The sequence below is a fragment of the Agrococcus sp. ProA11 genome (assembly GCF_039880525.1).
In the GTDB taxonomy this organism is placed as follows: Bacteria; Actinomycetota; Actinomycetes; order Actinomycetales; family Microbacteriaceae; genus Agrococcus; species Agrococcus chionoecetis.
Map to the genome: position 1 here is coordinate 2063465 of NZ_CP156989.1, position 19851 is coordinate 2083315.

Consider the following 19851-nt stretch of genomic DNA (forward strand, 5'->3'; position numbering starts at 1 on the left):
TGCGCGCACGCCCGCGCGGGGGTCAACGAAGCAGGCGATCAGGAATGCGGCAGGGAAGCCCACCCATAGGCGCGGATGGGATGCTGGAGGGGTGCCACGCGCGACGCCCGACAGCCCGAGCGTCGACCCGTGGGTGCTGGAAGCCGGGCGCAGCGCGAACGCGCCCGGCTTTCGCCGACCGGCGCTCGGCCCGGTGCCGAAGGGGCGCGTGTACGCATTGGGCATGCTGGCCGCGCTGCGGGCAGGCGGGCTCGTGCTCGTCGCCGAGGCGATCGCACGCGGGATCGCCGCGCTCGCCGACGGTGGCCTGACAGCCGAGAGCATCCGCACGATCGTGATCCTCGGCATCCTCGGTGCCCTGCTCCGCGCCGGCGCCGAATGGTCGACCTCGGTGCTCGCGCGCCGCATCGCCACCGACGTCAAGCGACGCATCCGCGGGCAGCTCTGGCGCCGCATCGCGGCGGGCGAACCCCGGGGCGGCGGCACGGCCGTGCTGGCCGCCGACGGGCTCGACGACCTCGACGACTACTACGTGCAGACCATCCCGGCGATCATCGCCGCCGCCGTCGTGCCGCTGCTCGTCGGCATCCGGATCCTGGGTGCCGACTGGGTCAGCGCCGTGATCATCGTGCTGACCGTGCCGCTCATCCCCTTCTTCATGGTGCTGATCGGCAAGCACACCCAGCAGCGCACCGACGCAGCGCTCACCGCGCTCTCGCGGCTCGCCGACCACCTCGCCGAGCTGGCGCGCGGCCTGCCGGTACTCGTCGGGCTCGGCCGCGTCGACGAGCAGGCGAAGGCGCTCGAGCAGCTGCAGCGCGGCTACCGCGACCGCACGCAGGAGACGCTCCGCTGGGCGTTCCTCTCCGCCCTGGCGCTCGAGCTCGTCGCCACCATCTCGGTCGCGATCGTCGCCGTCTTCCTGGGGCTGCGACTGCTGCAGGGCACGATGGCGCTGGAGCCGGCGCTGCTCGCGCTGATCCTCGCGCCTGAGGCCTTCAATGCCGTACGCCAGGTCGGCACGGCCTTCCATGCCTCGCAGGATGGCCTCTCGGCGCTCGACCGCTCGCAGGCGATCATCGATCGACCCGCGCCCGCGGATGTGCGCGACGCCACCGGCGCACCGCGCCTCGATGGCCTCGCCGTGCGCTACGCCGGGCGCGCCGATCCGACGCTCGTCGACGTCACGGCGAGCCTCACCGGCATCGTCTCGGTGGCGGGGCCCTCGGGTGCGGGCAAGTCGACCCTGCTCGCCGCACTGTCGGGCACGCTGCCCGCCGACGCCGACGTGCGCGGTGCGGTGCACGGCGTGCGCGCGGATGCGGTGGGCTGGGCCCCGCAGGCGCCCCGCGGGTTCACCGGCACGCCCCGCGAGGAGCTCGCCCTGTACGCCGACGACTCGCAGGGCGGCGACGCGCTCGCCGCCCTGGAGGAGCTGGGGCTCGGGCACGTCGCCGACAGCGCCGTCGCCGAGCTGAGCCCCGGTGAGCAGCGCCGCCTCGCGGTGGCGCGAGCGCTGGCGCGAGTAGACGCGGGTGCGACGCTGCTCGTGCTCGACGAGCCCACCGCGCATCTCGACCGGGTCGCTGCCGACCGGGTGCGGGCGGCGATCCTGCGGCGTGCGGAGCGCGCGGTGGTCGTGCTCGCCAGCCACGAGCCCGCGACCCTCGCGCTCGCCACCATGACGATCCAGGTCGGCGCCCCGCGGCCCGCCCCGCCCGCCACGCAGGTCGAGGAGCGCGCCGACCTCCCGCCGGTCGAGGAGCGCGCCGGAGCAGCCGACACGCGTCACGAGACCCAGCGCCACGAGACCACGCCCCACGAGACTCCGGCCCCCCGCCTCAAGCTCCGCACCCTCCTCCGCCCCCACCTCGGCCGCTCGCTCGCCTCCATCTCCCTCGCGTCGGTCGCCATCGCCATGGGTCTCGCGCTCACCGCTGTCTCCGGCTGGCTGATCGTGCGCGCGACGCTCGAGGAGCACATCATGGTGCTGATGGTCGCGATCGTGGGCGTGCGAGCGTTCGGCATCTTCCGCTCCGTGGGCCGCTACGCCGACCGGCTCGTCACGCACGACGCCGCGTTCCGCGTCGTCGACGACCTGCGACTGCGCCTGTGGCGCGCGATCGCCGCGCGCGGCGCCGGCTCCCGTCGCCTGCTCGAAGGCGGCGCGCCGCTCGACTACCTCGTGACTCTCGCCGACGAGCTGCGCGACCAGCTGCCGCGCGTGCTCCCCCAGATCGGCGTGGGCACCGTCGTGATCGCGGGCACCGTCGTCACGACCGCCCTCGTCGCACCGCAGCTCACCGTGGTCGTGGCGCTCGTGCTGGTGCTGGCGACCGGGCTCGCCGCTGCCCTCGCGATCGCCGCCGAGCGCGGCGCCGCCGGCGACCGCGTGGCAGCCCGCTCCGAGCTCGTGCGCGGCACGGCGGCCCTCGCGACATCCGCCCCCGACCTGCGCGGCAACGGCGTGGCCGCCGCCGCCCTCGCCCAGCTCGACGAGTCCGCCGAGCGGCTCGCGAGCGCTGAGCGTCGCGCCGCCTGGGCCGCAGGACTCGGCACCGCGGTCATCACGGCCGCTGTCAGCACCCTGGCCTTCCTTGTCCCCGTCCTCGCGCCCGAGCTATCCGCCGAAGGCGCCGCCGTCATCGCGCTGCTTTCGCTCGCTCTGCTCGAGCCGCTCGCCGACCTGGTCGGCGCCGTGCACCGGCTCCCCGCCATGCGCGCGGTGCTCGCCAGGCTCGGTCCCGTGCTGCGGCCGGCGCCGCGGCCCGAGTGGGGCGAGGTCACGCCCGCGACGCCCGTGACCGCGGTCGAGCTCGACGACGTCGCCGTGCGCTACCCCGGTATGCCGCACGTGGCGGTCACGGGTGTCGACGGGGCGGCCACGGTGGCGCGCTGGCTCGTGCTCGACGGCCCCTCCGGCTCCGGCAAGTCGACGCTGCTCTCGGCGATCATGGGCGCGCTGCCGCTCGAGCGCGGCGTCATCCGTGCCGACGGCACGCCGCTGCCCGAGCTCGATGAGCACGCGTGGCGCGCCGCCGTCGCGTGGTGCCCGCAGGACGCCTACGTGTTCGATTCGACCCTGCGCGGCAACCTGCTGCTCGCGCGCGCCCGCGCCGACGCGCCCGATGAGCAGGTGCTGCGCGCCGCACTCGAGCGGGCCGGCCTCGCACCGCTGCTCGACACGCTCGCCGACGGGCTCGACACCCGCGTCGGCGGCGGCGGCTCTGCGCTCTCCGGCGGGGAGCGTCAGCGGCTCGCGGTCGCCCGCGCTCTGCTGACGCGGGCCGACGTGATCCTGCTCGACGAGCCCACCGCGCACCTCGACGCCCCGACGGCATCGGCGATGATGGCCGACGTCCGCGCCGCCACCGCCGACCGCGTCGTCGTGCTCGTCTCGCACCGCGAGGCCGACCGCCACCCGAGCGACGTCGTCGTGACGCTGCGCTGATCGTTCCTGGGCTGATCGCCCTAGCGCTGACCGAAGCTCCGCTGCTCGCGCGTGGGCTGCTCGCCCTGACTGACGCCCGCGCCGCGCGCACCGCCGTCCGTCGACCGGCCTGGTGGTGTGGCAACCGTCTCAGGCGCTTGCCGGACCACAGGGCCGGTTGACGGACGGGGTGGGGCGACGGGAGGAGCTGCGGGCGCCGGCGGGAGGGCGGCTACGGGGCCAGGCGGCGGAAGCGGTCGCGACCGCGCGTGGAACCAGCCGCGTCGGTCTCTGGCTCGGCGCCCGGCACCCCGTGCGCGCCGACCTGCAGGATCGCGCGGGCGAGCACCGGGTCGCGCACCTCGCGCCGGGCGTGGTCGTCGGCGAGCATCTCGACGAGCGCCGCGACCTCGGCATCGGCGAGCGCGGCGACCGGGAACCACGGCAGCGCGGAGCGCCAGGCGCGGAACGCGAGCAGCAGGATGTCATGCCGCTGCTCGACGTGGGCGCGCTCGTGCGCGATGACCGCCACCAGCTCGTCGGCATCGAGCCGATCCAGCAGCCCTTGCGACAGCACCGTCACCGAGCCCGCGCCGCGCGGCAAGCAGTAGGCGACGGGCACCGCGTCGTCGAGCACACGCGTGCGAGCCCTGGTCGGGTGCGGCGCGGTCAGCATGTCGAGCAGGGCGAGGTGCCGGTGCCGCTGGCGCGTGACCTGCACGATCGTGACGCCGAGGTGCGTGAGCAGGTACAGCGCGAACAGCGCGGCAGGGACGAGCGCCAGCCACGGATGCTGCGGCGCGATCGCGAGCCCCGTCAGCGCGAGCGCGCCGATCATCGACAGGCCACCGGCGAGCCCGACGCCCTGCCAGACGAGCAGCGCCGTGACCGGGGAGCGCATCGGCCACTCGGCGCGCGAGAGCAACACCGGCACGGGCCACGCGAGCAGCAGCGACGCCAGCCACAGCACGACCACGGCCCAGACCAGCGCGCCCGCCGGCACGAGCAGCTGCGGGATCACGAGCACGCCGTCGGGCGCACTCGCGGCCGACAGCACCACGGTCATCGCCGCCGTCAGCTCGCGTTCCGCAGGAGCCGCCGCAGCACTTCGGCATCCTCGTCGGAGACGCTGCCCACGAAGCGCTCGAGCACCGCCATGCGGTCGCGCGATTCGCCCAGCACCTCGTGCATGAGCTCGGCCACGTGGTCGGCACGCGCGGCCACGGCCGCGTAGCGGTAGGGGCGCGCGGCGCGGTCGGAGGCCACGAAGCCCTTCTTCTCCAGCCGCGACAGCACGGTCAGCAGGGTGGTGGCGGCCAGCGCACGCCCCTGCTGCTGCAGCAGCTCCTGCACGTCGTAGGCCGTCAGCGGCGTCGCTGCATCCCAGACGGCATCCATGACCGCGCGCTCCAGCTCGCCAAGCGTGCCCATGCGCCACCTCCGAATCCGCCGCTCGTGCCACGCGAGTCAAGCCCAGGCATCCGCGCGGATGCCGTCGCCGATGATTCTACCGGCCGTCGAACTGCTTCGCACTCGTGTCGAACTAGTTCTACATCATGTAGAATTGCAGCAGGCGGCCCCCTCCGCCGGCAGGCTCGCGAAGGAGACCCCGCGTGGACGTCCTCGACATCGCCAGATGGCAGTTCGGCATCACCACCGTCTATCACTTCATGCTCGTGCCCCTCACGCTGGGGCTCGGCATGAGCATCGCCATCATGCAGTCCCTCTGGGTGCGCACCGGCGACGAGAAGTTCCTGCGCATGGTGAAGTTCTGGGGCAAGCTCTACCTGATCAACTTCATCCTCGGCGTCGCGACCGGGCTCGTGCAGGAGTTCCAGTTCGGCATGGCGTGGAGCGAGTACTCCCGCTTCGTGGGCGACGTCTTCGGCGCCCCGCTCGCGCTCGAGGGGCTGCTGGCGTTCTTCGCCGAGTCGACCTTCCTCGGCATCTGGATCTTCGGCTGGGGCAGGCTGCGCAAAAGCCTCCACCTGGCGGCGCTGTGGTGCGCGGTGATCGGCTCGTGGCTGTCGGCCTACTTCATCATCGTCGCCAACTCCTGGATGCAGCACCCGGTGGGCGTCGAGCTCGTCGACGGCCGCCCCGTGATGACCGACGTGTGGGCCGTGCTCACCAACAGCACCGCGCTCGCCGCCGTCACGCACACGATCTTCGGAGCGCTCATCGTCGCGGGCATGTTCCTCATCGGCATCAGCTGGTACCACCTGTGGCGGCGGCGCCACGACGGCATCGACACGGTCGGCACCGAAGGGGATGCCGCCGGTCGCGTCATCGTCGGCGAGGCGCCGAGCGTCGTCGGTCGCGACAGGGCCGACCACAGCGTCTGGCTGTGGTCGCTGCGGTTCGGCGCGGTCATGGCGATCGTCGCCTTCGGCGGCACCGGGCTCACGGGCGACTGGCAGGCGAAGCTCATGTACGAGCAGCAGCCGATGAAGATGGCCTCGGCGGAGGCCGCCTGCCACACCGGCTCGGCCTTCTCGATCCTCTCGATCGGCGACCCGGGTGCCACTGACTGCACGCAGGTGGTGACCGTCATCGAGATCCCCGGCCTGCTCGGCTTCCTCGGCACGGGTGAATGGGGCGCCGACATGCCCGGCATCTCCGACCTCGAGCCGCAGTACCGGAACCAGTACGGCGAGACGGTGCCGAACGAGGCGATCTACGGCGACCTGGCGGGCACCGACGTGCAGTACGTGCCGCCGATGTGGGTCACCTACTGGGGCTTCCGCCTCATGATCGGCCTTGGCGGCATCACCGCCTTCGGCGCGCTGGTCGCGCTCTGGCTGACCCGCAAGGGCACGGTGCCGCGATCGCCCTGGATCATGCGCCTGGCGATCCTCGGCATCCTCGCGCCCTTCGCTGGCAACATCGCCGGCTGGATCTTCACGGAGATCGGCCGCCAGCCCTTCGTGGTCGCGCCCAACCCCGACCCGTCCGGCATCGACGGCGTGTTCATGTTCACCGCCGCGGCGGTCTCCGGCGCAGTCACGGCCGGCGAGATGCTCTTCTCCGTCATCACTCTCACCGCCGTGTACGCGGCGCTGATGGTGGTCGAGCTGGGCCTGCTCGCGACCTACGTGCGCGGCGGTGTCGCGAGCGCGATGCCCGAGCTCGCACCCGACCACGCCAAGAGCGACGACCCCGATCGGCAGGACGGCGATCACGACGTGCTGTCGTTCGCCTACTGAGCCGCCAGAGCACCCGAGGAGCCATCATGGAACCGCTTGCCGTCACCTGGTTCATCATCATCGCCGCGCTGTGGATGGGCTACCTGCTGCTGGAGGGGTTCGATCTCGGCGTCGGCATGCGGATGCTCTTCAGCACCCGTGATGAGCGTGAGCGCCGCGTGATGCTCAACACCATCGGTCCCGTCTGGGACGGCAACGAGGTGTGGCTGATCACCGCGGGCGCCGGCACCTTCGCCGCCTTCCCGCTCTGGTACGCGTCGCTGTTCTCGACCCTGTACCTGCCGCTCACGATCGCGCTCTTCGGCCTCATCATCCGCGCGGTCTCGATCGAGTGGCGCGGCAAGGTGCACACGGAGCGCTGGCGGGCGCTGTGGACGGCGGGCATCGGCATCGGCTCCCTGGTCGCCGCCTTCTGCGTCGGCGCCATGCTCGGCCTCACCTCGCTCGGCCTGCCGATCGATGCCAACGGCGACCGCGTCGGCGGGCCGTTCGTCTGGCTGACCGCGCCCGCGATCCTCGGTGGGCTCGCGGTCGTGGGCTTCTCGCTCGCGCACTCCGCCACCTTCCTGGCGCTGAAGGCCGACGGGCCCGTGCGGGAGCGCTCCGCGGTCTTCGCCGCGCGCTGGGCGCCGCTGTGCCTGCTGCCGGCGGCCGTGTGGGCCATCTGGGTGCAGCTCGAGCACGGCGGCAACGCTGTCTCCTGGGCGGCCGTCGTGCTGGCGGTGGCAGCCGGCGCGTTCGGCCTCAGCCAGGCACGCCGCCGCAAGGAAGGGTTCGCCTTCACCGGCTATGCGGGCTTCGGCCTGTTCGGCACCGCCGCGATCTTCGCCGGCATGTTCCCGCGGGTGCTGCCGTCGACGATCGATCCGGCGTTCGACCTCACCCTCATGAATGCGGCCAGCGGCCCGTACACGCTCGGCGTCATGACCATCGTCGTGGTCGTCGGCCTGCCGATCATCCTCGCCTACCAGGCCTGGAGCTACTGGATCTTCCGCCAGCGCGTGACGCCGGGCATGATCCCCGAGGCCCACATCGTGCTGCCCGCGATCCTGCGCGACAAGGATGCGGTGCAGCCGGGAGGCTGAGGCGCGGCCGCACCGCTACCGTTGAGCCGTGCAGCCGATCGACGCAGCCGCGGGCATCGGCGAACTCATGTCCTGGCTCTGCCTGGTGCCCGGCATCCCCACGCTGCTCGCCGGTCTGCTCCTGCGGGCATCCGGCGGTTCCTGGTCACCGACCAGGATCGCGGTCGTGCCGCTCGGCGATCGGGCTCGTGCCCGCTGGTACGCGGGCGGCGGCTTCCACGAGCGCCTGCTCTCGAGGCATGAGCGGCAGCGACTCGACGATGCCGATGAGCAGGATGCGCAGGTGAGCGACCGGCACCCCTCGCGCATGCGCCTCGGCGGCCCCAGCGCGACCCAGCGGCTGCTGCTGATCTTCGGCGGGATCCTGACCGCCCTCGGGCTGCTGGGCTTCGTCGTCTCGCTGCTGCCGCTGCTCCTCTGACGAACCGTACGCTCGCCGGTGTCACGGCGCCGGCCGGTACCGCAGAGCGACCGCCCCAGACGCGAACTCGTGGCGATCCTCGAGCTCGAGTTGCACGCGTGCACGCAAGCCGGCGAGCAGGGTGGGTCCGCGGCCGGCGAGCACCGGTTGCACGACGAACAGGTACTCGTCGATCAGGCCCAGATCGGCGAGCGCGAGCGGCAGCGTGACCCCGCCGACCGCGAGACCGTCGCCAGGCTGTCCTTTGAGCCGTCGCACCGCCTGCTCCAAGTCGCCGCGCACGAGATCGGCATTCCAATCGACGCCGGTGAGGCGGCTCGACACGACGTGCTTCCTCGTCCGGTCGATGGCCTCCGCGAACGGGATCTCCCACGGCTCCATCCAGTCGGGCCAGGCACCCGATACCGGCCGGCGCCAGGCCGACTCCATCATCTCGTAGGTGACCCGGCCGTAGAGCAGCGCATCCGCTCGCTCGATCTCGGTCGTCCAGAAGCGCATCGACTCCTCGTCGGGAAGCAGCCCCGCCTCGTGATGGCAGCAGCCGTCGAGCGTGACGTTGATCGCGTACCGCAGCGGTCTCGGGCTGCCTTGGTCGCCGACCTCGTATCGCTCCCCCATGGGCTCAGCATGGCGCGGACGGTTCGCGCCGTCCACGGCCGAGTTCACCGGGCCATAGGCTGACGGCGACCATCACCCAGCAACCGTCAGCGGAGGACCCCTATGTGCCGAGTGCTCGCCTTCATCGGGCAGGAGACTCCGCTGGAGCAACTGCTGCTCGAGCCCACGAACAGCCTGATCAACCAAGCGCTCGACCCGGAGCGCCACCCGGAGCTCCAGCTTGCCGGGTGGGGGTTCGGCGCGTGGAGCGAGCACTTCCTCAAGCCGGAGGAGCCGTTCATCTACCGCCGGCCCGTCGCCGCCTTCTACGACGACAACGTCGAGCGCATCGTGCCAAGCCTCCGCGCGAGCACGATGCTCGCCCACGTCCGGGCGGGCGCCTACGACGCGCAGGTCGTGCTGGCCGACGAGAACTGCCACCCCTTCTCCTTCTCCGGAACCCGCTGGATCATCGCCCAGAACGGCTACCTGCCGAACTGGCAGCTGCTGCAGCGGGAGCTCCTGCAGCACTGCAAGAACGACTATCTGCAGCAGATGCGGGGCACGACGGACACGGAGTTCCTCTACGTGCTGCTACTCTCACTGCTCGAGGGCGACAGCGACGAGGACGTCCAGCGCGCGGTCGAGGAGATGATCCAGCTGATCGCCGGAGCGATGGCCGATCTCAAACTCCCCGGTCTGACCAAGCTCAAGATGTCGCTGGTCTCCGCGAACCGCGTCATTGGCGTCAACGCCGGTCTCGGGCTCGACGGCGAGACGAACCCGTCCGGCGACTGGAAGCAGCTGCGCGAGTCCGGGCCGGGCACCGACGACTTCGACCTCTCGATGCTGCTGGAGCCCATGTACCTCCTGATGGGTCGCAACTTCGAGAAGAACGAGGCCACCTACGAGTTCGAGACGTGCAGTGAAGAGGAGGCCACCGGGGCCATCTTCGCCTCAGAGGCCCTGACCGACGACACCGACGGCTGGTCGACCGTCGACTTCGGGCAGATCGTGTTCCTCGCCAACGACGGCGGCACGGTGACCAAGACCATCAACACGCTCTCGATGTAGCGCGCGCGAGCACGAAGAAAGCCTCCGGCCGATGGCCGGAGGCTTTCTTCGTGTCATGGGTGGACCCGGGGGGAATCGAACCCCCGACCTTCTCATTGCGAACGAGACGCGCTACCAACTGCGCCACGGGCCCGGACCGAAGAAGACTATACGACGATCGCGCCACCGACGAAATCCATCGCCGGGTCAGCCCTGGTCGCTCAGCCGACGCGACGGAGGAAGGCCGCGTGCACGTCGACATCCGCGAGCGCGTCGTCGACGAGGCCCATCGATGCGAACCGCGATCCGCTCGCCGCGGGCTGCGCGACGCGCGGCGCGAGGCGGTGCTCGTCGGGGGCCGTCTCGATGGGCGCATCGGCACGCGTGACCTCGAGCGACTCGGCGACAGCGACGGCACGGCCCTGCTGCACCCGGCGGATCGGCAGCGCGGGCTCGGTCGGGTGCAGGCGGCGCTCCTGCTCGGTCTCGGACGCGGGCGCGTCGCCGCCGATGATGGCGTCGAAGCTCTGCTCCAGCTGGGTGACGCGCGCGACGGGACCGGAGATCGCGCGGCGATCCTCCGCCAGCTGCTGGCGAGCACGCGCGAGCAGCTCGTCGCTCGGGTGGCGCGGCGCCGTGTAGGTGGCCGGGAGTCGCTGCTCCGGCACCGACTGCGGCGTCCACTGACGCGACCCCAGCACCTCCTCGGTGCGGAGCGCGTTGCGGGCGACGATCTCCGCCGTCATGCGCGTCTCGCTGGCGACCGCCTCAGCCGCGACCTCGCGCGCCTCGACCAGATCCTTCACGCGGGGCGCGGTCGCGACCGCGACGCGCCGCACCTTCGCTGCCGATGCGTTCACGGCGACGAGCCCCGCCACGCCCAGCACCGCCACCGCGGCGCCGACCGCGAGCAGCAGCTGCAGCCCCGGCACCAGTGCGCCCGCAGCCATGGCCACGGCGCCCAGCAGCACCAGCGCAAAGCACGCGAGGCGGGTGCGGCGCAGGCGCTGCGACCGCGACACCGTCGACTTCACGGCCGCGCGCACCTCGCGCTCGACCGCCTTGATCTGCTCGTCGAGCTCTCGGGCTCGGGCGACGGCCTTGGCGTGCTCCATCGCCTGCTTGAGGCGCGCCTCCTTGGCGACGGCCTTCTGCTGCACCGCGATCGTGCGGGCGTCGGCTTCGAGCTGCACCTCCTCGGGCGCCTCCGCCGACTCGGCCATGATGCGGAGCGTCTGCTGCAGCCGGATCGCGTTGCGCTCGGTGGCCAGGTACTCGCGCTTGCGGGTCCAGACCGGCACCAGATAGGCGACCCAGAGCACGACGGCGACGATGAGGACGAGTGATGTCCCAAGACCTGCAAGCTCTGGCATGGTCTGCACGGTAGTGGCGGCGCGACCCCGAGCGCCGCAGGTGCTGCGGCGGTTCGTTCACCCTCAGGGTGAAGTTGTGCCTCGCGGGTCGCCGCCGACCTGCATCGGGTAGACCGATCGGTCGAACGGTGGCACCCGGGCCGCCAGGAACCGGTCGAGCACCGGCTCGTCGAGCTCCTCGCGCACGAGCGCGAAGCACAGGTGGTCGCGCCAGTCGCCGTCGATGTGGATGTAGCGACGGCGGCAGCCCTCATAGCGGAAGCCGAGCTTCTCGACCACGCGCAGGCTCGCCACGTTCTCCGGACGGATGCAGATCTCCACCCGGTGCAGCCCCATGCCGCGCATCAGATGATCGGTCGCCAGCGCGACGGCCGTGGTCGTCGCTCCCCTGCCGGCGAAGCGGCGGGCGATCCAATACCCGAGCGTGCAGGAAGCGAGCGCGCCGCCGGTGATGTTCGCGACGTTCAGCTGCCCCGCGAACTCGCCGTCGACCTCGATCGCGAGCGACAGTGCGGTGCCCTGCCGGTCGGCCTCCAGCAGCGATCGGATCGAGGCTCGCGTGTCGAAGCGCCCGGTCGGCCGCGTGCCCGGCAGCGTCGCCTCCCAGCGCTCGAGCCACGGGCGGTTCTGCAGCAGCTCTGTCTCCAGCACCCGCGCGTCACGCGGGCGGATGCCGCGCAGCGTGACGTCGCCATAGATGAGCCGGGGCGCGGTGTCGAACACAGATCGAGACTAGTCGCGGCCGGGGCGGCCGGGGACATCTCGCCGCCCCGCGCCGGATCGTGCAGTGCGCGCGTCGACCCGCTAGATTCCGGGCTGTGACTGAGGATGAAACCGCCATCGAAGATGCCAAGCGCGTGCTGCGTCGCGAACTGCGGACGCTGCGCGTCGAACGCGGCGCCGCGTGGGCCCAGGCGCAGGCGTCCGCCATCGCGGCGCACCTGCAGGAGCTCGTGATCGCGCACGGCGCGCGCACGATCTCCGCCTACCTGTCGACCCCGGACGAGCCGGACACCCGACGCTTCCTCGCCTGGGCGGGCGCGCAGGGCATCCGCGTGCTGCTGCCGGTCATCCGCGAGGACGGCCTGCTCGACTGGGCGGAGCACGACGGCACCGAGACGATCGAGGCGACGCTGGGCATGCCGCAGCCCGAGAGCGACGCGCTGCCGCCGACCGCGCTCGACGACGTGGATCTGATGCTGATCCCCGCAACGGCGGTCGGCCGCGACGGCTCGCGCCTGGGCGGAGGCAGAGGATTCTTCGACAGGACCATCGCCGCCATGGCAGACTGTCCTCCGGTCTATGCCGTGGTGCACGACGACGAATTCTTCGACAGCGTGCCCTCCGCGAGCTACGACCAGCCCGTCGACGGTGTCGTCACCCCATCCGGGATCACCCGCATCACCACCAGGAGCTGAAGCCATGCCCGTCTATGCCTACGCCTGCACCGCGTGCGGTCATGCCTTCGACGCCCGGCAGAGCTTCGCGGAGCCCGCGCTCACGGTCTGCGAGGCGTGCGGCGGCGCGCTGCGCAAGCAGTACGGCTCGATCGGCGTGACCTTCAACGGCTCCGGCTTCTACCGCACCGACTCCCGCGCGGCAGCGAGTGCCGGCTCCGCGAAGTCGAGCACGGGCGCCTCCCCCAAGTCGTCTGGCGAGGCCAAGCCCGCCGCCGCATCCCCCGCCCCGAGCGGCGGAGCGTCCTCGGCCTCGTAGCCGAACCGTGCGCCACCGCGCACCGCGCCGCACCCCACACACGAGGAGATCCCCATGGAGGGCTTCAAGAAGTTCCTGCTGCAGGGCAACGTCGTCGAGCTCGCCGTCGCCGTGGTCATCGGCACCGCGTTCACGGCCATCGTCGGCGCGTTCACCGAGGCGATCATCAACCCGCTGCTCGCGCAGGCGTTCAACGCCGAGGAGCTCGCAAGTGCCGAGATCGGCATCTTCAAGATCGGCCTGCTGATCGCCGCGATCATCAACTTCATCATCATCGCCGCGATCGTCTACTTCGTGCTCGTGCTGCCGATGACGAAGCTGAAGGAATACCACGACCTGCGCAAGGGCATCCTGCCCGAGGAGCCGGCCGAGACGGATGTCGACATCCTGCACGACATTCGCGACCTGCTGCGCGCGCAGCAGGGCACCCCGCCCACGGCCTGACGACTCGGCGAGCTGCGTCAGCCCCAGTGCGGGGGCACGTCGCCCCTGAGGCGTGCGTCGTTCTCGCTCGACTGCTGGCGCTCGCTCGCGGGCTCACCCGTGTAGCCGGGCGGCGGCTCGGTGGAGACGCGACGGCCGCGCCGACGGATCACGAGCGGCTGCTGCTCGTCTGTCGGCTGCTGCTCGTCGGCTGCCGCCTCGTCATCGGCCGGCTCGGGCGCCGAGCCCGCGTCGCTCACGACGTCGACGCATCCGCCCCGACGAGCTCCGCGATGCGGTCGGCCACGCCCTCGGGGTCGGTGAACAGCTCGAAGGCGTGCACGCGCATGGTGTGCCAGCCGAAGCGCCGCAGCACATCCGGGCGCAGGCGCAGCGCCTCCCGCAGCGTGCGGTCGCCATCGTCGTGGTCGGCCTCGATCGCGGCGCAGATGCCGCCGTTGGCGACCACCAGCGGCAGCTGGCCGTCGTAGGAGACGTCGGCGCGCAGGCCCCTGCGGCGCAGCCGCGTCGCGAGGTCGATCATGAGCGGATCGCCGCCGTGGTACGAGTGCGGGCGATCGCCGGCGATCGCATCCAGCAGGATCTCGCGCAGCTGCGCGGCGCCGTGCTCGAGCCGCTCGGGGTCGAGCTCCGCCGGGTCGAACGCGGTGACGATCTGCAGCGACTTGCGCGCTCGGGTCATGGCCACAGCGAGGAGTCGCTCGCCGCCCGGCTGACCCAGCGAGCCGAAGTCGACATTCTTGCCGTGCCGGGTGTGGCCGTAGCCGACCGAGAAGATCACCCGGTCGCGGCTGAGCGCGCTGGCGTGCGTCACGTCGACGATCACGAAGGGCTCCTCGCGGTCGGCGACCACGAAGTCGGTGAGCGCGCTGCTGCCCGCGAGCGCGGCCATCACGGCCTGCTGCACCCGCACCTCGTGCTTCTCGTTCGCCGTCACCACCATGAGCGAATCCTGCGGGCGCTGCCTGGCGTGCTGCGTCACCAGCTGCACGATGCGCTCGACCTCGGCGTCCGGGCTCTCGACCGTGGCGGCTCCCTGCTCGGGCAGACCGTAGGCGCCGTGCACGACCTGCGCGGTGAGCGAGGCGTGGCCGAGGTAGGCGCCCGCCCACGGCAGCGCCTCGATGCGGCCCTCGTAGAAGCGGTCGTTGACGGCCGCGACCAGGTCGGCGCCGCCGGTGCGGTAGGAGCGGGTGAGGTGCAGGGTCGGCAGCACCGTGCCCAGGCGAGACAGCGCCGACTCGGCGTGCAGCTCGTCGGGCGTCGAGAGCTCGGCGCTGGGCCGCACGCCGAGCGTGGAGATGCCGACGTCGAACGGCGCGGGCGTCTGCGTCACCGAGTCGCCCACCGCGATCACCTGGCGGGCGCGGCTGATCGCCCCGGCCGCCTCGGCGATCGTGATCGCGCCCGCGTCGGCGATCACGACGGTGTCGAACGGGATGCGCTTGGGCACTCGATGCAGGTCGTAGGGCGAGGCGAGCCACACCGGCGCCACCGCGCGCGTCAGGTGTGGCGCGGCGCGCTGCAGCTCGTCGGCGTCGACAGGACCGGCCTGCACGAGCGCCCGCAGCGCCTCCGCCTCCTTCGCGTGGTCGTCGATCGCGAGGCGCCACTGCTGCGCGATCTGGTGCGCGAGCCGGGCGCTCGACGCATCCACGTGCGCCTCGTCGACGAGCGCGAAATCCTGCTCGAGGCGGCGCAGCACGTCGGTGTTGCCGCGCAGCAGCGCCCGCTCCTTCGAGAGCATCGCCTGCAGCGCCGACTGCCACCAGGCCAGGTCGAGCTCGTGCTCGACCTGCTCGTCGCCGACGTGCCGGTCGGCCAGGTCGGTGAGCAGCTCGTCGAGGCCGAGGCGCTCGATCGAGGCGAGCAGCTGGGCGCGCTCCTGGATGTTCTGCAGCGCGTCGCTGGGAGCCGCGAGCTCGGCGATGCGATCCGTCAGCTCTGCCAGCGGCAGGTCGACGCTCTTCGTCTCCGGGTGCAGCGCGGCATCCAGCCGGTCGAGGCGATGCACGACCCCGCGCAGGCGGACGTCGAGCGCCGCGAGGCCCGCGGGCACCGACGGGATCGAGCCGTCCGGGGCGAACTTCGACCACAGCCGCCGCTGCTGCTGGGCTGCCACCAGCACGTCGTGCAGGTCGGGCACGTGGGCGCCGGGGCGCACGTGCTCTTCGGCGAGCTTCCGCAGGCGACGGCGCTGCATACTGCCCAGCGACTGGATCGCTTCCCGTCGCGGGCCCGTGGCCGTGATCAGCTCGCCCAGCGGCCGGTCGTAGACCGACGGCGTCATGTCGTCGAGCGTCGCGCGCACGTCGGTGAGCAGCGCCACCTGGATCTCGAGCTCGGTGAGCGTCGCCGCGGGGCGCAGCTTCGTGGCGCCGATGACCGTGCGCGCCTCCTTCTGCAGCGCGAGGAGGTCGCCGCCGGCGAGCGCCTGCGCATCCTCGAAGGCGGCGGATGCGTCGGCCGAGGTGGCGAACGAGGCACCGAACCAGGGCGTGTCGCTCGGCCCGTACTTGAACTGGCCGAGATCGGCCGCCTTGCGCACGGTGGCGGCGACGCGGGGACGGTCGGTGGCGAGCTGCCGCGTCGCCTCGGCGCTCAGGCGCGCCCGCGTCGAGGGCGCAATCGGGAGCATGGCGAGCCGCGAGAGCTCCTTCAGCGCATCCAGCACCGACACGTGCAGCTCGGGATCGACCCGACGCAGCGCGGCGCGGTAGTCGAGCAGCACCTTGCGCAGCCGCAGCATCGCCTCGTCGATCTCGTTCGTCTCGGGGCGCTCGGAGCCCTCGATGCGCCGGATCGCCGCGATGAGGTCGCGCCGCAGCGTCGCCTCCGACACCGCGAGCCCCGCGAGCTTGCTCGCGGCCAGGCGATCGGCGATGTCGCGCAGCGTGGCACGGCGGGGGCTGACGACCAGCACGCGCTTGTCGTCGCTCACGAGCGCCGCGACGGTGTTGACGATCGTCTGCGTCAGGCCGGTGCCGGGCAGGGCCTCGACGACGAGCGAGTTGCCGGCCGCGGCCTCGGCGATGACGGCGTCCTGCTCGACATCCGCATCGAGCACCAGGCGGTCGATCTCGGGGTCGCGCTTGTCCTGCGGCGTCTCGTCGATGCCCGCGCGCCCCTCGCGCACGCGCCACGCGGCCTGCTCATCGCCGCGAACGGCATCGAGCACATCGTGCTGCTGCTGCTGCAGGTCGGCGGCCATCGGCTCGCCGACGTCGGCGTAGGTGGAGGCGAGCAGCCGCGCCTCGACCGCGAAGCCGGGCACGTGTGCCGCCGCCTGACGGAGCGCGTCGAGCACCGCGTTGGGCGTGAAGGTGCCCTTGCCGGAGCCGAGCTCGGTGAGCTGGCGCTCGTCGACCCGCACGCCGTGGTGCGCGCGCAGGATGCTCGCCAGCCGCGGGTTCACGAACGGGCGCCCGAGCAGCTGCAGCTCGAAGTCGCGCCCGCGGCGGCGCACCACGAGCGGGCGCAGCAGCACCGGGCCGTAGACCTCGCGGTCGCCGTGCGGGAAGCGCGCCATGCCGATGCCGAGGTGCACGGCATCGATCGATCGTGCGGCGGCGAGCTCGACGCCCTTGGACGCGATCGCGGCGGCGGCCGAGCGAGCGGCGCGCAGTGCCAGGTCGTCGCGGATCAGACTCGAGAGCGCGGTCGGGCGACCGGTGATGAACTGCGCCAGGCCGCCGGGGTGGGTGGTGGAGAGCTCGATGCGGGTGGCGGTGGTGTCGATGAAGTCGGTGAGCGGACTGCGGCCGCCGATGGAGCGCAGCGCGTGCGCCCACGCCTCCCACTCGCCCTCGCGCTTCACCGCGCCGGTCTCGTGCGTCCGGGGCGCGTCGGCACCCCGCGCATCCGGCGTCGGCTCGGCCGTCATCGCCTCGTCGCGCGGCGCGCCGTCGCCCGAGGTCGGCACCGCTGGGTCGCCCTGGATCTCGGTCTCGTCATCACGCACACCGCGAGGATAGTCACCGCAGCGCCGTACCCCGCGCTGACACTGCGAGAACCCGCAGAGTCGCGCCCGCTTCCCCCGTCGAGCTTCCCGAAACGGCGCGTTGCCGTCGCCAACCGCGCCGTTCGGGGACGCTCGACCCCCGGCGGGAGTCGCGGATGCTCGGGTGGGGTGGGCGGGGCGGGGGCGCGGGCGGGGTGAGGCGGGGGCGGGGGCGGGGGCGGAGGTCAGTACCAGGCGTCGCCGGTGCGGCGGGTGTAGACCGCGCGCAGCCAGCGGCCCGCCTTCTGCCAGAGCGCGAAGCGACTGCTCAGCGGCAGCTCGTACGTCGGCATGTACTTCACCGGCTCCTGCGCCCACGCGGTCTTGAACGTGTAGAGGCCGCGGATCTCGCTCGTCTCCCACTCGACCGGGTCGGGGATGTTCGCGAGCTCGTAGAGCGTGACGCCCTGCCCGTGCAGGTCCTGCATGATCTTCCACTGCATGAGGTAGGGCGCGAAGATCTTCGCGTTCTCGCGGATCGAGCCCGCATCCTTGTACCAGGCGGTGTCGCCGAAGCGCATCACGAACGCCATCGACTGCACCTCGCCCTCGTAGTACGCGACGTAGAAGTGGCCCTGGCCCACCGTCTTGTAGACATCCCAGATGCGCTGGAAGTACTCCGGGTGGCGGAAGTAGCCGCCCGAGCGCGTCTTGGTCTCGCCGATGAGCCGGTGCATCTCCGCCTCGTTGTCGGGCGTCATCTCGGTCTTCTCGACCGTCACGCCGAACTTGTTCTCGGCAGCGCGGTAGGAGTTGCGGGCGCGCTTCTTGAAGCGCGCCGCGACCTCGTCGAGCGAGCCCGTCAGGTCGACGGCCACCGCGTGCTGATACTGGCTGGATGCCGCGGGCACCCAGCCGTTGCGCTCGAACGCGGCGATCAGCTCGGGGTCCTCAGCCTGGAACGTCTCCATCTTCAACCCGAACCAGCGCTTCGGGTAGGCCTTGGCGCGCGCGGTGATCGCGTCGATCGCCGCCGCGTCGATGCCGGAGACGCGCGGCAGGAACAGCATGCGCCCGGCGAGCGGCGCGGTGCGCTCGAAGAGCTGGATCGGCAGCTCGCGCTCACCGCCGTCGGCGGTCGGCACCGCGACGACGTCGCGCAGCGCCCTCCAGGGGCTCTGCTCGCGGGTCCTGGCCCACGCATCCGACTGCATGTAGTGGGCGCGGGACTGGCCCGCCAGCACCTGGGCATCCCACGCTGCCCCGTCGGTCGCCTTGGCGGACTTCGGCTCGTTGGCGGCGGAGGTGCTCATGCGCTCGCTCTCTGGCTGGATGCGGGGGTCACTGCGGCGCCGATGGCACCACCCTCGATGCTACCGGCGCGGTCGCGGGCGAAGCGTGATCGCCCATGTCGTGTGCGACGCTGACGAGAGCCTGAGCCGCGCAGGGCCGATGCGACGCAAGCGAGGAGTAGGTTCGCGAGCATGAGGCTGATGGGGCCGACAATCGCCGAGCGGTACGAGCCCCGCGCGAACGCGCTCAACGCTGTGCGGCTTGCGCTCGCCCTGCTCGTCATCGTCTGGCACTCCTTCCCGCTCTCGGGCAACCGCATCGAGTGGCACCCGCTGCAGCAGTTCATGGGGCAGACCGCTGTCGATGGCTTCTTCGCCATCAGCGGCTTTCTGATTCTCGGCAGCTGGCTGCGCAACCCGCGGTGGTTCCCGTACCTGATGGCCAGGGTGCTCCGGATCTTCCCCGCCTTCTGGGTGTGCTTGGTCGTGACCGCGTTCCTGATCGCGCCGGTGGCGACGATGCTCGCCACCAGCGGCAGCTACGGCAGCGCTATCTCCGTCGAGAGCGTCACCTACGTGCTGAAGAACGCGGCGCTTCGCATGTTCCAGGACCGCATCGGCGACACCCCGCTCGGGGTGCCGTTCACGGCCACCTGGAACGGCTCGATGTGGACGCTCTGGTGGGAATTCCTCTGCTACGTGGGCGTGCTGGCGCTGGGCGTGCTGGGGCTCCTGCGCCGCTCGTGGATCCTGCCCGCCGCATTCGTGCTTGGCCTCGTGGCCGTCATCGGCACCGGCTACGGCCCGATCGAGAACTTCTACGTCGCGACCGCCGCACGGTTCGGCACCATGTTCCTTGCCGGAGCGCTGCTGCACATCTACGCGCATCGCATACCGCTCACCTGGCCGCTCGTGGCCCTCGCGAGCGCCGCAACCATCGCCACCATGTGGCTGCCCGACTACCGCCTGCTGGGCGCATTGCCGCTCGCCTATGCCATGTTCGGCATCGGTGCACTCGTGCAGCATCCACGGATGCGGCTGCGCAACGATCTTTCCTACGGCACCTACATCTACGCATTCCCGGTGCAGCAGCTGCTGGCATCGGCGGGCGTGCACGAGTTGGGCGTGCCCCTCTACGTGGCGGCGAGCATCGGCGTGACGCTGGCGGCCGCGGCTGCCAGCTGGTTCCTCATCGAGCGGCACGCGCTGAAGCTCAAGCCCAGGCGGCGCGCCTCCGCCGGCGCGCCGCTCGAGGTGACTGCTCAGGGCTGAGCAGCACCCGCGCTCAGCGCGG

General features: G+C 71.9%; 17 protein-coding genes and 1 tRNA gene. 9 read left to right on the top strand and 9 right to left on the bottom strand.

What is annotated here, in order from left to right; genetic code table 11:
- Nucleotides 1-91: 91 nt before the first annotated feature.
- On the top strand, nucleotides 92-3451 hold the full coding sequence (cydC, locus tag ABG090_RS09895; RefSeq protein ID WP_347754315.1) for a thiol reductant ABC exporter subunit CydC: 3360 nt from the start codon (nucleotides 92-94) through the stop codon (nucleotides 3449-3451).
- Between the two features lie 211 nt (nucleotides 3452-3662).
- On the opposite strand, the gene ABG090_RS09900 is transcribed toward cydC, so the two are convergent.
- Together ABG090_RS09900 and ABG090_RS09905 are read right to left on the bottom strand one after the other, a co-directional pair.
- Entirely contained in the window at nucleotides 3663-4496 is an 834-nt protein-coding gene (locus ABG090_RS09900) for a M56 family metallopeptidase (protein WP_347754316.1), read from the bottom strand.
- Nucleotides 4497-4504: 8 nt separating this feature from the next.
- A complete protein-coding gene (locus ABG090_RS09905) occupies nucleotides 4505-4861 on the bottom strand; it encodes a BlaI/MecI/CopY family transcriptional regulator (RefSeq protein WP_347754317.1) in 357 nt (118 codons plus the stop codon).
- Nucleotides 4862-5043: 182 nt separating this feature from the next.
- On the opposite strand from ABG090_RS09905, the gene ABG090_RS09910 reads away from it, so the two are divergent.
- The 3 genes from ABG090_RS09910 to ABG090_RS09920 are packed head-to-tail and all read left to right on the top strand — an operon-like array spanning nucleotide 5044 to nucleotide 8142.
- The gene (locus ABG090_RS09910) at nucleotides 5044-6636 is read left to right on the top strand and encodes a cytochrome ubiquinol oxidase subunit I (protein ID WP_347754318.1); all 1593 of its coding nucleotides are present in this window, start codon (nucleotides 5044-5046) and stop codon (nucleotides 6634-6636) included.
- A 26-nt stretch (nucleotides 6637-6662) separates the two neighbouring features.
- Entirely contained in the window at nucleotides 6663-7721 is a 1059-nt protein-coding gene (gene cydB / locus ABG090_RS09915; protein WP_347754319.1) for a cytochrome d ubiquinol oxidase subunit II, read from the top strand.
- 28 nt (nucleotides 7722-7749) lie between these two features.
- Nucleotides 7750-8142: a hypothetical protein gene (locus ABG090_RS09920; protein WP_347754320.1), complete on the top strand. Its 393-nt coding sequence runs from the start codon at nucleotides 7750-7752 to the stop codon at nucleotides 8140-8142.
- 21 nt (nucleotides 8143-8163) lie between these two features.
- Here ABG090_RS09920 and ABG090_RS09925 read toward each other — a convergent pair whose 3' ends face one another.
- Nucleotides 8164-8760 carry a dihydrofolate reductase family protein gene (locus ABG090_RS09925; RefSeq protein ID WP_347754321.1) on the bottom strand — a complete coding sequence of 199 codons (597 nt, stop codon included), beginning with the start codon at nucleotides 8758-8760 and terminating at the stop codon, nucleotides 8164-8166.
- A gap of 102 nt (nucleotides 8761-8862) precedes the next feature.
- Between ABG090_RS09925 and ABG090_RS09930 the strand changes: the two genes are divergently transcribed.
- Nucleotides 8863-9813, top strand: coding sequence for a class II glutamine amidotransferase (locus ABG090_RS09930; RefSeq protein ID WP_347754322.1), 951 nt, complete (start codon nucleotides 8863-8865; stop codon nucleotides 9811-9813).
- Between the two features lie 60 nt (nucleotides 9814-9873).
- Here the strand turns inward: ABG090_RS09930 and ABG090_RS09935 are convergent.
- The 3 genes from ABG090_RS09935 to ABG090_RS09945 form a co-directional block, all read right to left on the bottom strand.
- Nucleotides 9874-9946: transfer RNA gene (locus ABG090_RS09935), tRNA-Ala, on the bottom strand.
- Between the two features lie 67 nt (nucleotides 9947-10013).
- Nucleotides 10014-11165, bottom strand: coding sequence for a hypothetical protein (locus ABG090_RS09940; protein ID WP_347754323.1), 1152 nt, complete (start codon nucleotides 11163-11165; stop codon nucleotides 10014-10016).
- 63 nt (nucleotides 11166-11228) lie between these two features.
- Nucleotides 11229-11888 carry a GNAT family protein gene (locus tag ABG090_RS09945; protein ID WP_347754324.1) on the bottom strand — a complete coding sequence of 220 codons (660 nt, stop codon included), beginning with the start codon at nucleotides 11886-11888 and terminating at the stop codon, nucleotides 11229-11231.
- A 95-nt stretch (nucleotides 11889-11983) separates the two neighbouring features.
- Between ABG090_RS09945 and ABG090_RS09950 the strand changes: the two genes are divergently transcribed.
- The 3 genes from ABG090_RS09950 to mscL are packed head-to-tail and all read left to right on the top strand — an operon-like array spanning nucleotide 11984 to nucleotide 13325.
- On the top strand, nucleotides 11984-12583 hold the full coding sequence (locus tag ABG090_RS09950; RefSeq protein WP_347754325.1) for a 5-formyltetrahydrofolate cyclo-ligase: 600 nt from the start codon (nucleotides 11984-11986) through the stop codon (nucleotides 12581-12583).
- Nucleotides 12584-12587: 4 nt separating this feature from the next.
- A complete protein-coding gene (locus ABG090_RS09955; RefSeq protein WP_347754326.1) occupies nucleotides 12588-12881 on the top strand; it encodes an FmdB family zinc ribbon protein in 294 nt (97 codons plus the stop codon).
- 54 nt (nucleotides 12882-12935) lie between these two features.
- The gene (gene mscL, locus ABG090_RS09960) at nucleotides 12936-13325 is read left to right on the top strand and encodes a large conductance mechanosensitive channel protein MscL (protein ID WP_347754327.1); all 390 of its coding nucleotides are present in this window, start codon (nucleotides 12936-12938) and stop codon (nucleotides 13323-13325) included.
- Nucleotides 13326-13342: 17 nt separating this feature from the next.
- Here the strand turns inward: mscL and ABG090_RS09965 are convergent, their stop codons facing one another.
- The 3 genes from ABG090_RS09965 to ABG090_RS09975 form a co-directional block, all read right to left on the bottom strand.
- Nucleotides 13343-13564, bottom strand: coding sequence for a hypothetical protein (locus ABG090_RS09965; RefSeq protein ID WP_347754328.1), 222 nt, complete (start codon nucleotides 13562-13564; stop codon nucleotides 13343-13345).
- A complete protein-coding gene (locus ABG090_RS09970) occupies nucleotides 13561-17286 on the bottom strand; it encodes an AAA family ATPase (RefSeq protein WP_347754329.1) in 3726 nt (1241 codons plus the stop codon). The genes ABG090_RS09965 and ABG090_RS09970 overlap by 4 nt, the downstream gene beginning before the upstream one ends.
- A gap of 224 nt (nucleotides 17287-17510) precedes the next feature.
- Nucleotides 17511-18578, bottom strand: coding sequence for a GNAT family N-acetyltransferase (locus ABG090_RS09975; protein WP_347754330.1), 1068 nt, complete (start codon nucleotides 18576-18578; stop codon nucleotides 17511-17513).
- A 180-nt stretch (nucleotides 18579-18758) separates the two neighbouring features.
- Between ABG090_RS09975 and ABG090_RS09980 the strand changes: the two genes are divergently transcribed.
- On the top strand, nucleotides 18759-19829 hold the full coding sequence (locus ABG090_RS09980) for an acyltransferase (RefSeq protein WP_347754331.1): 1071 nt from the start codon (nucleotides 18759-18761) through the stop codon (nucleotides 19827-19829).
- Nucleotides 19830-19851: the final 22 nt, after the last annotated feature.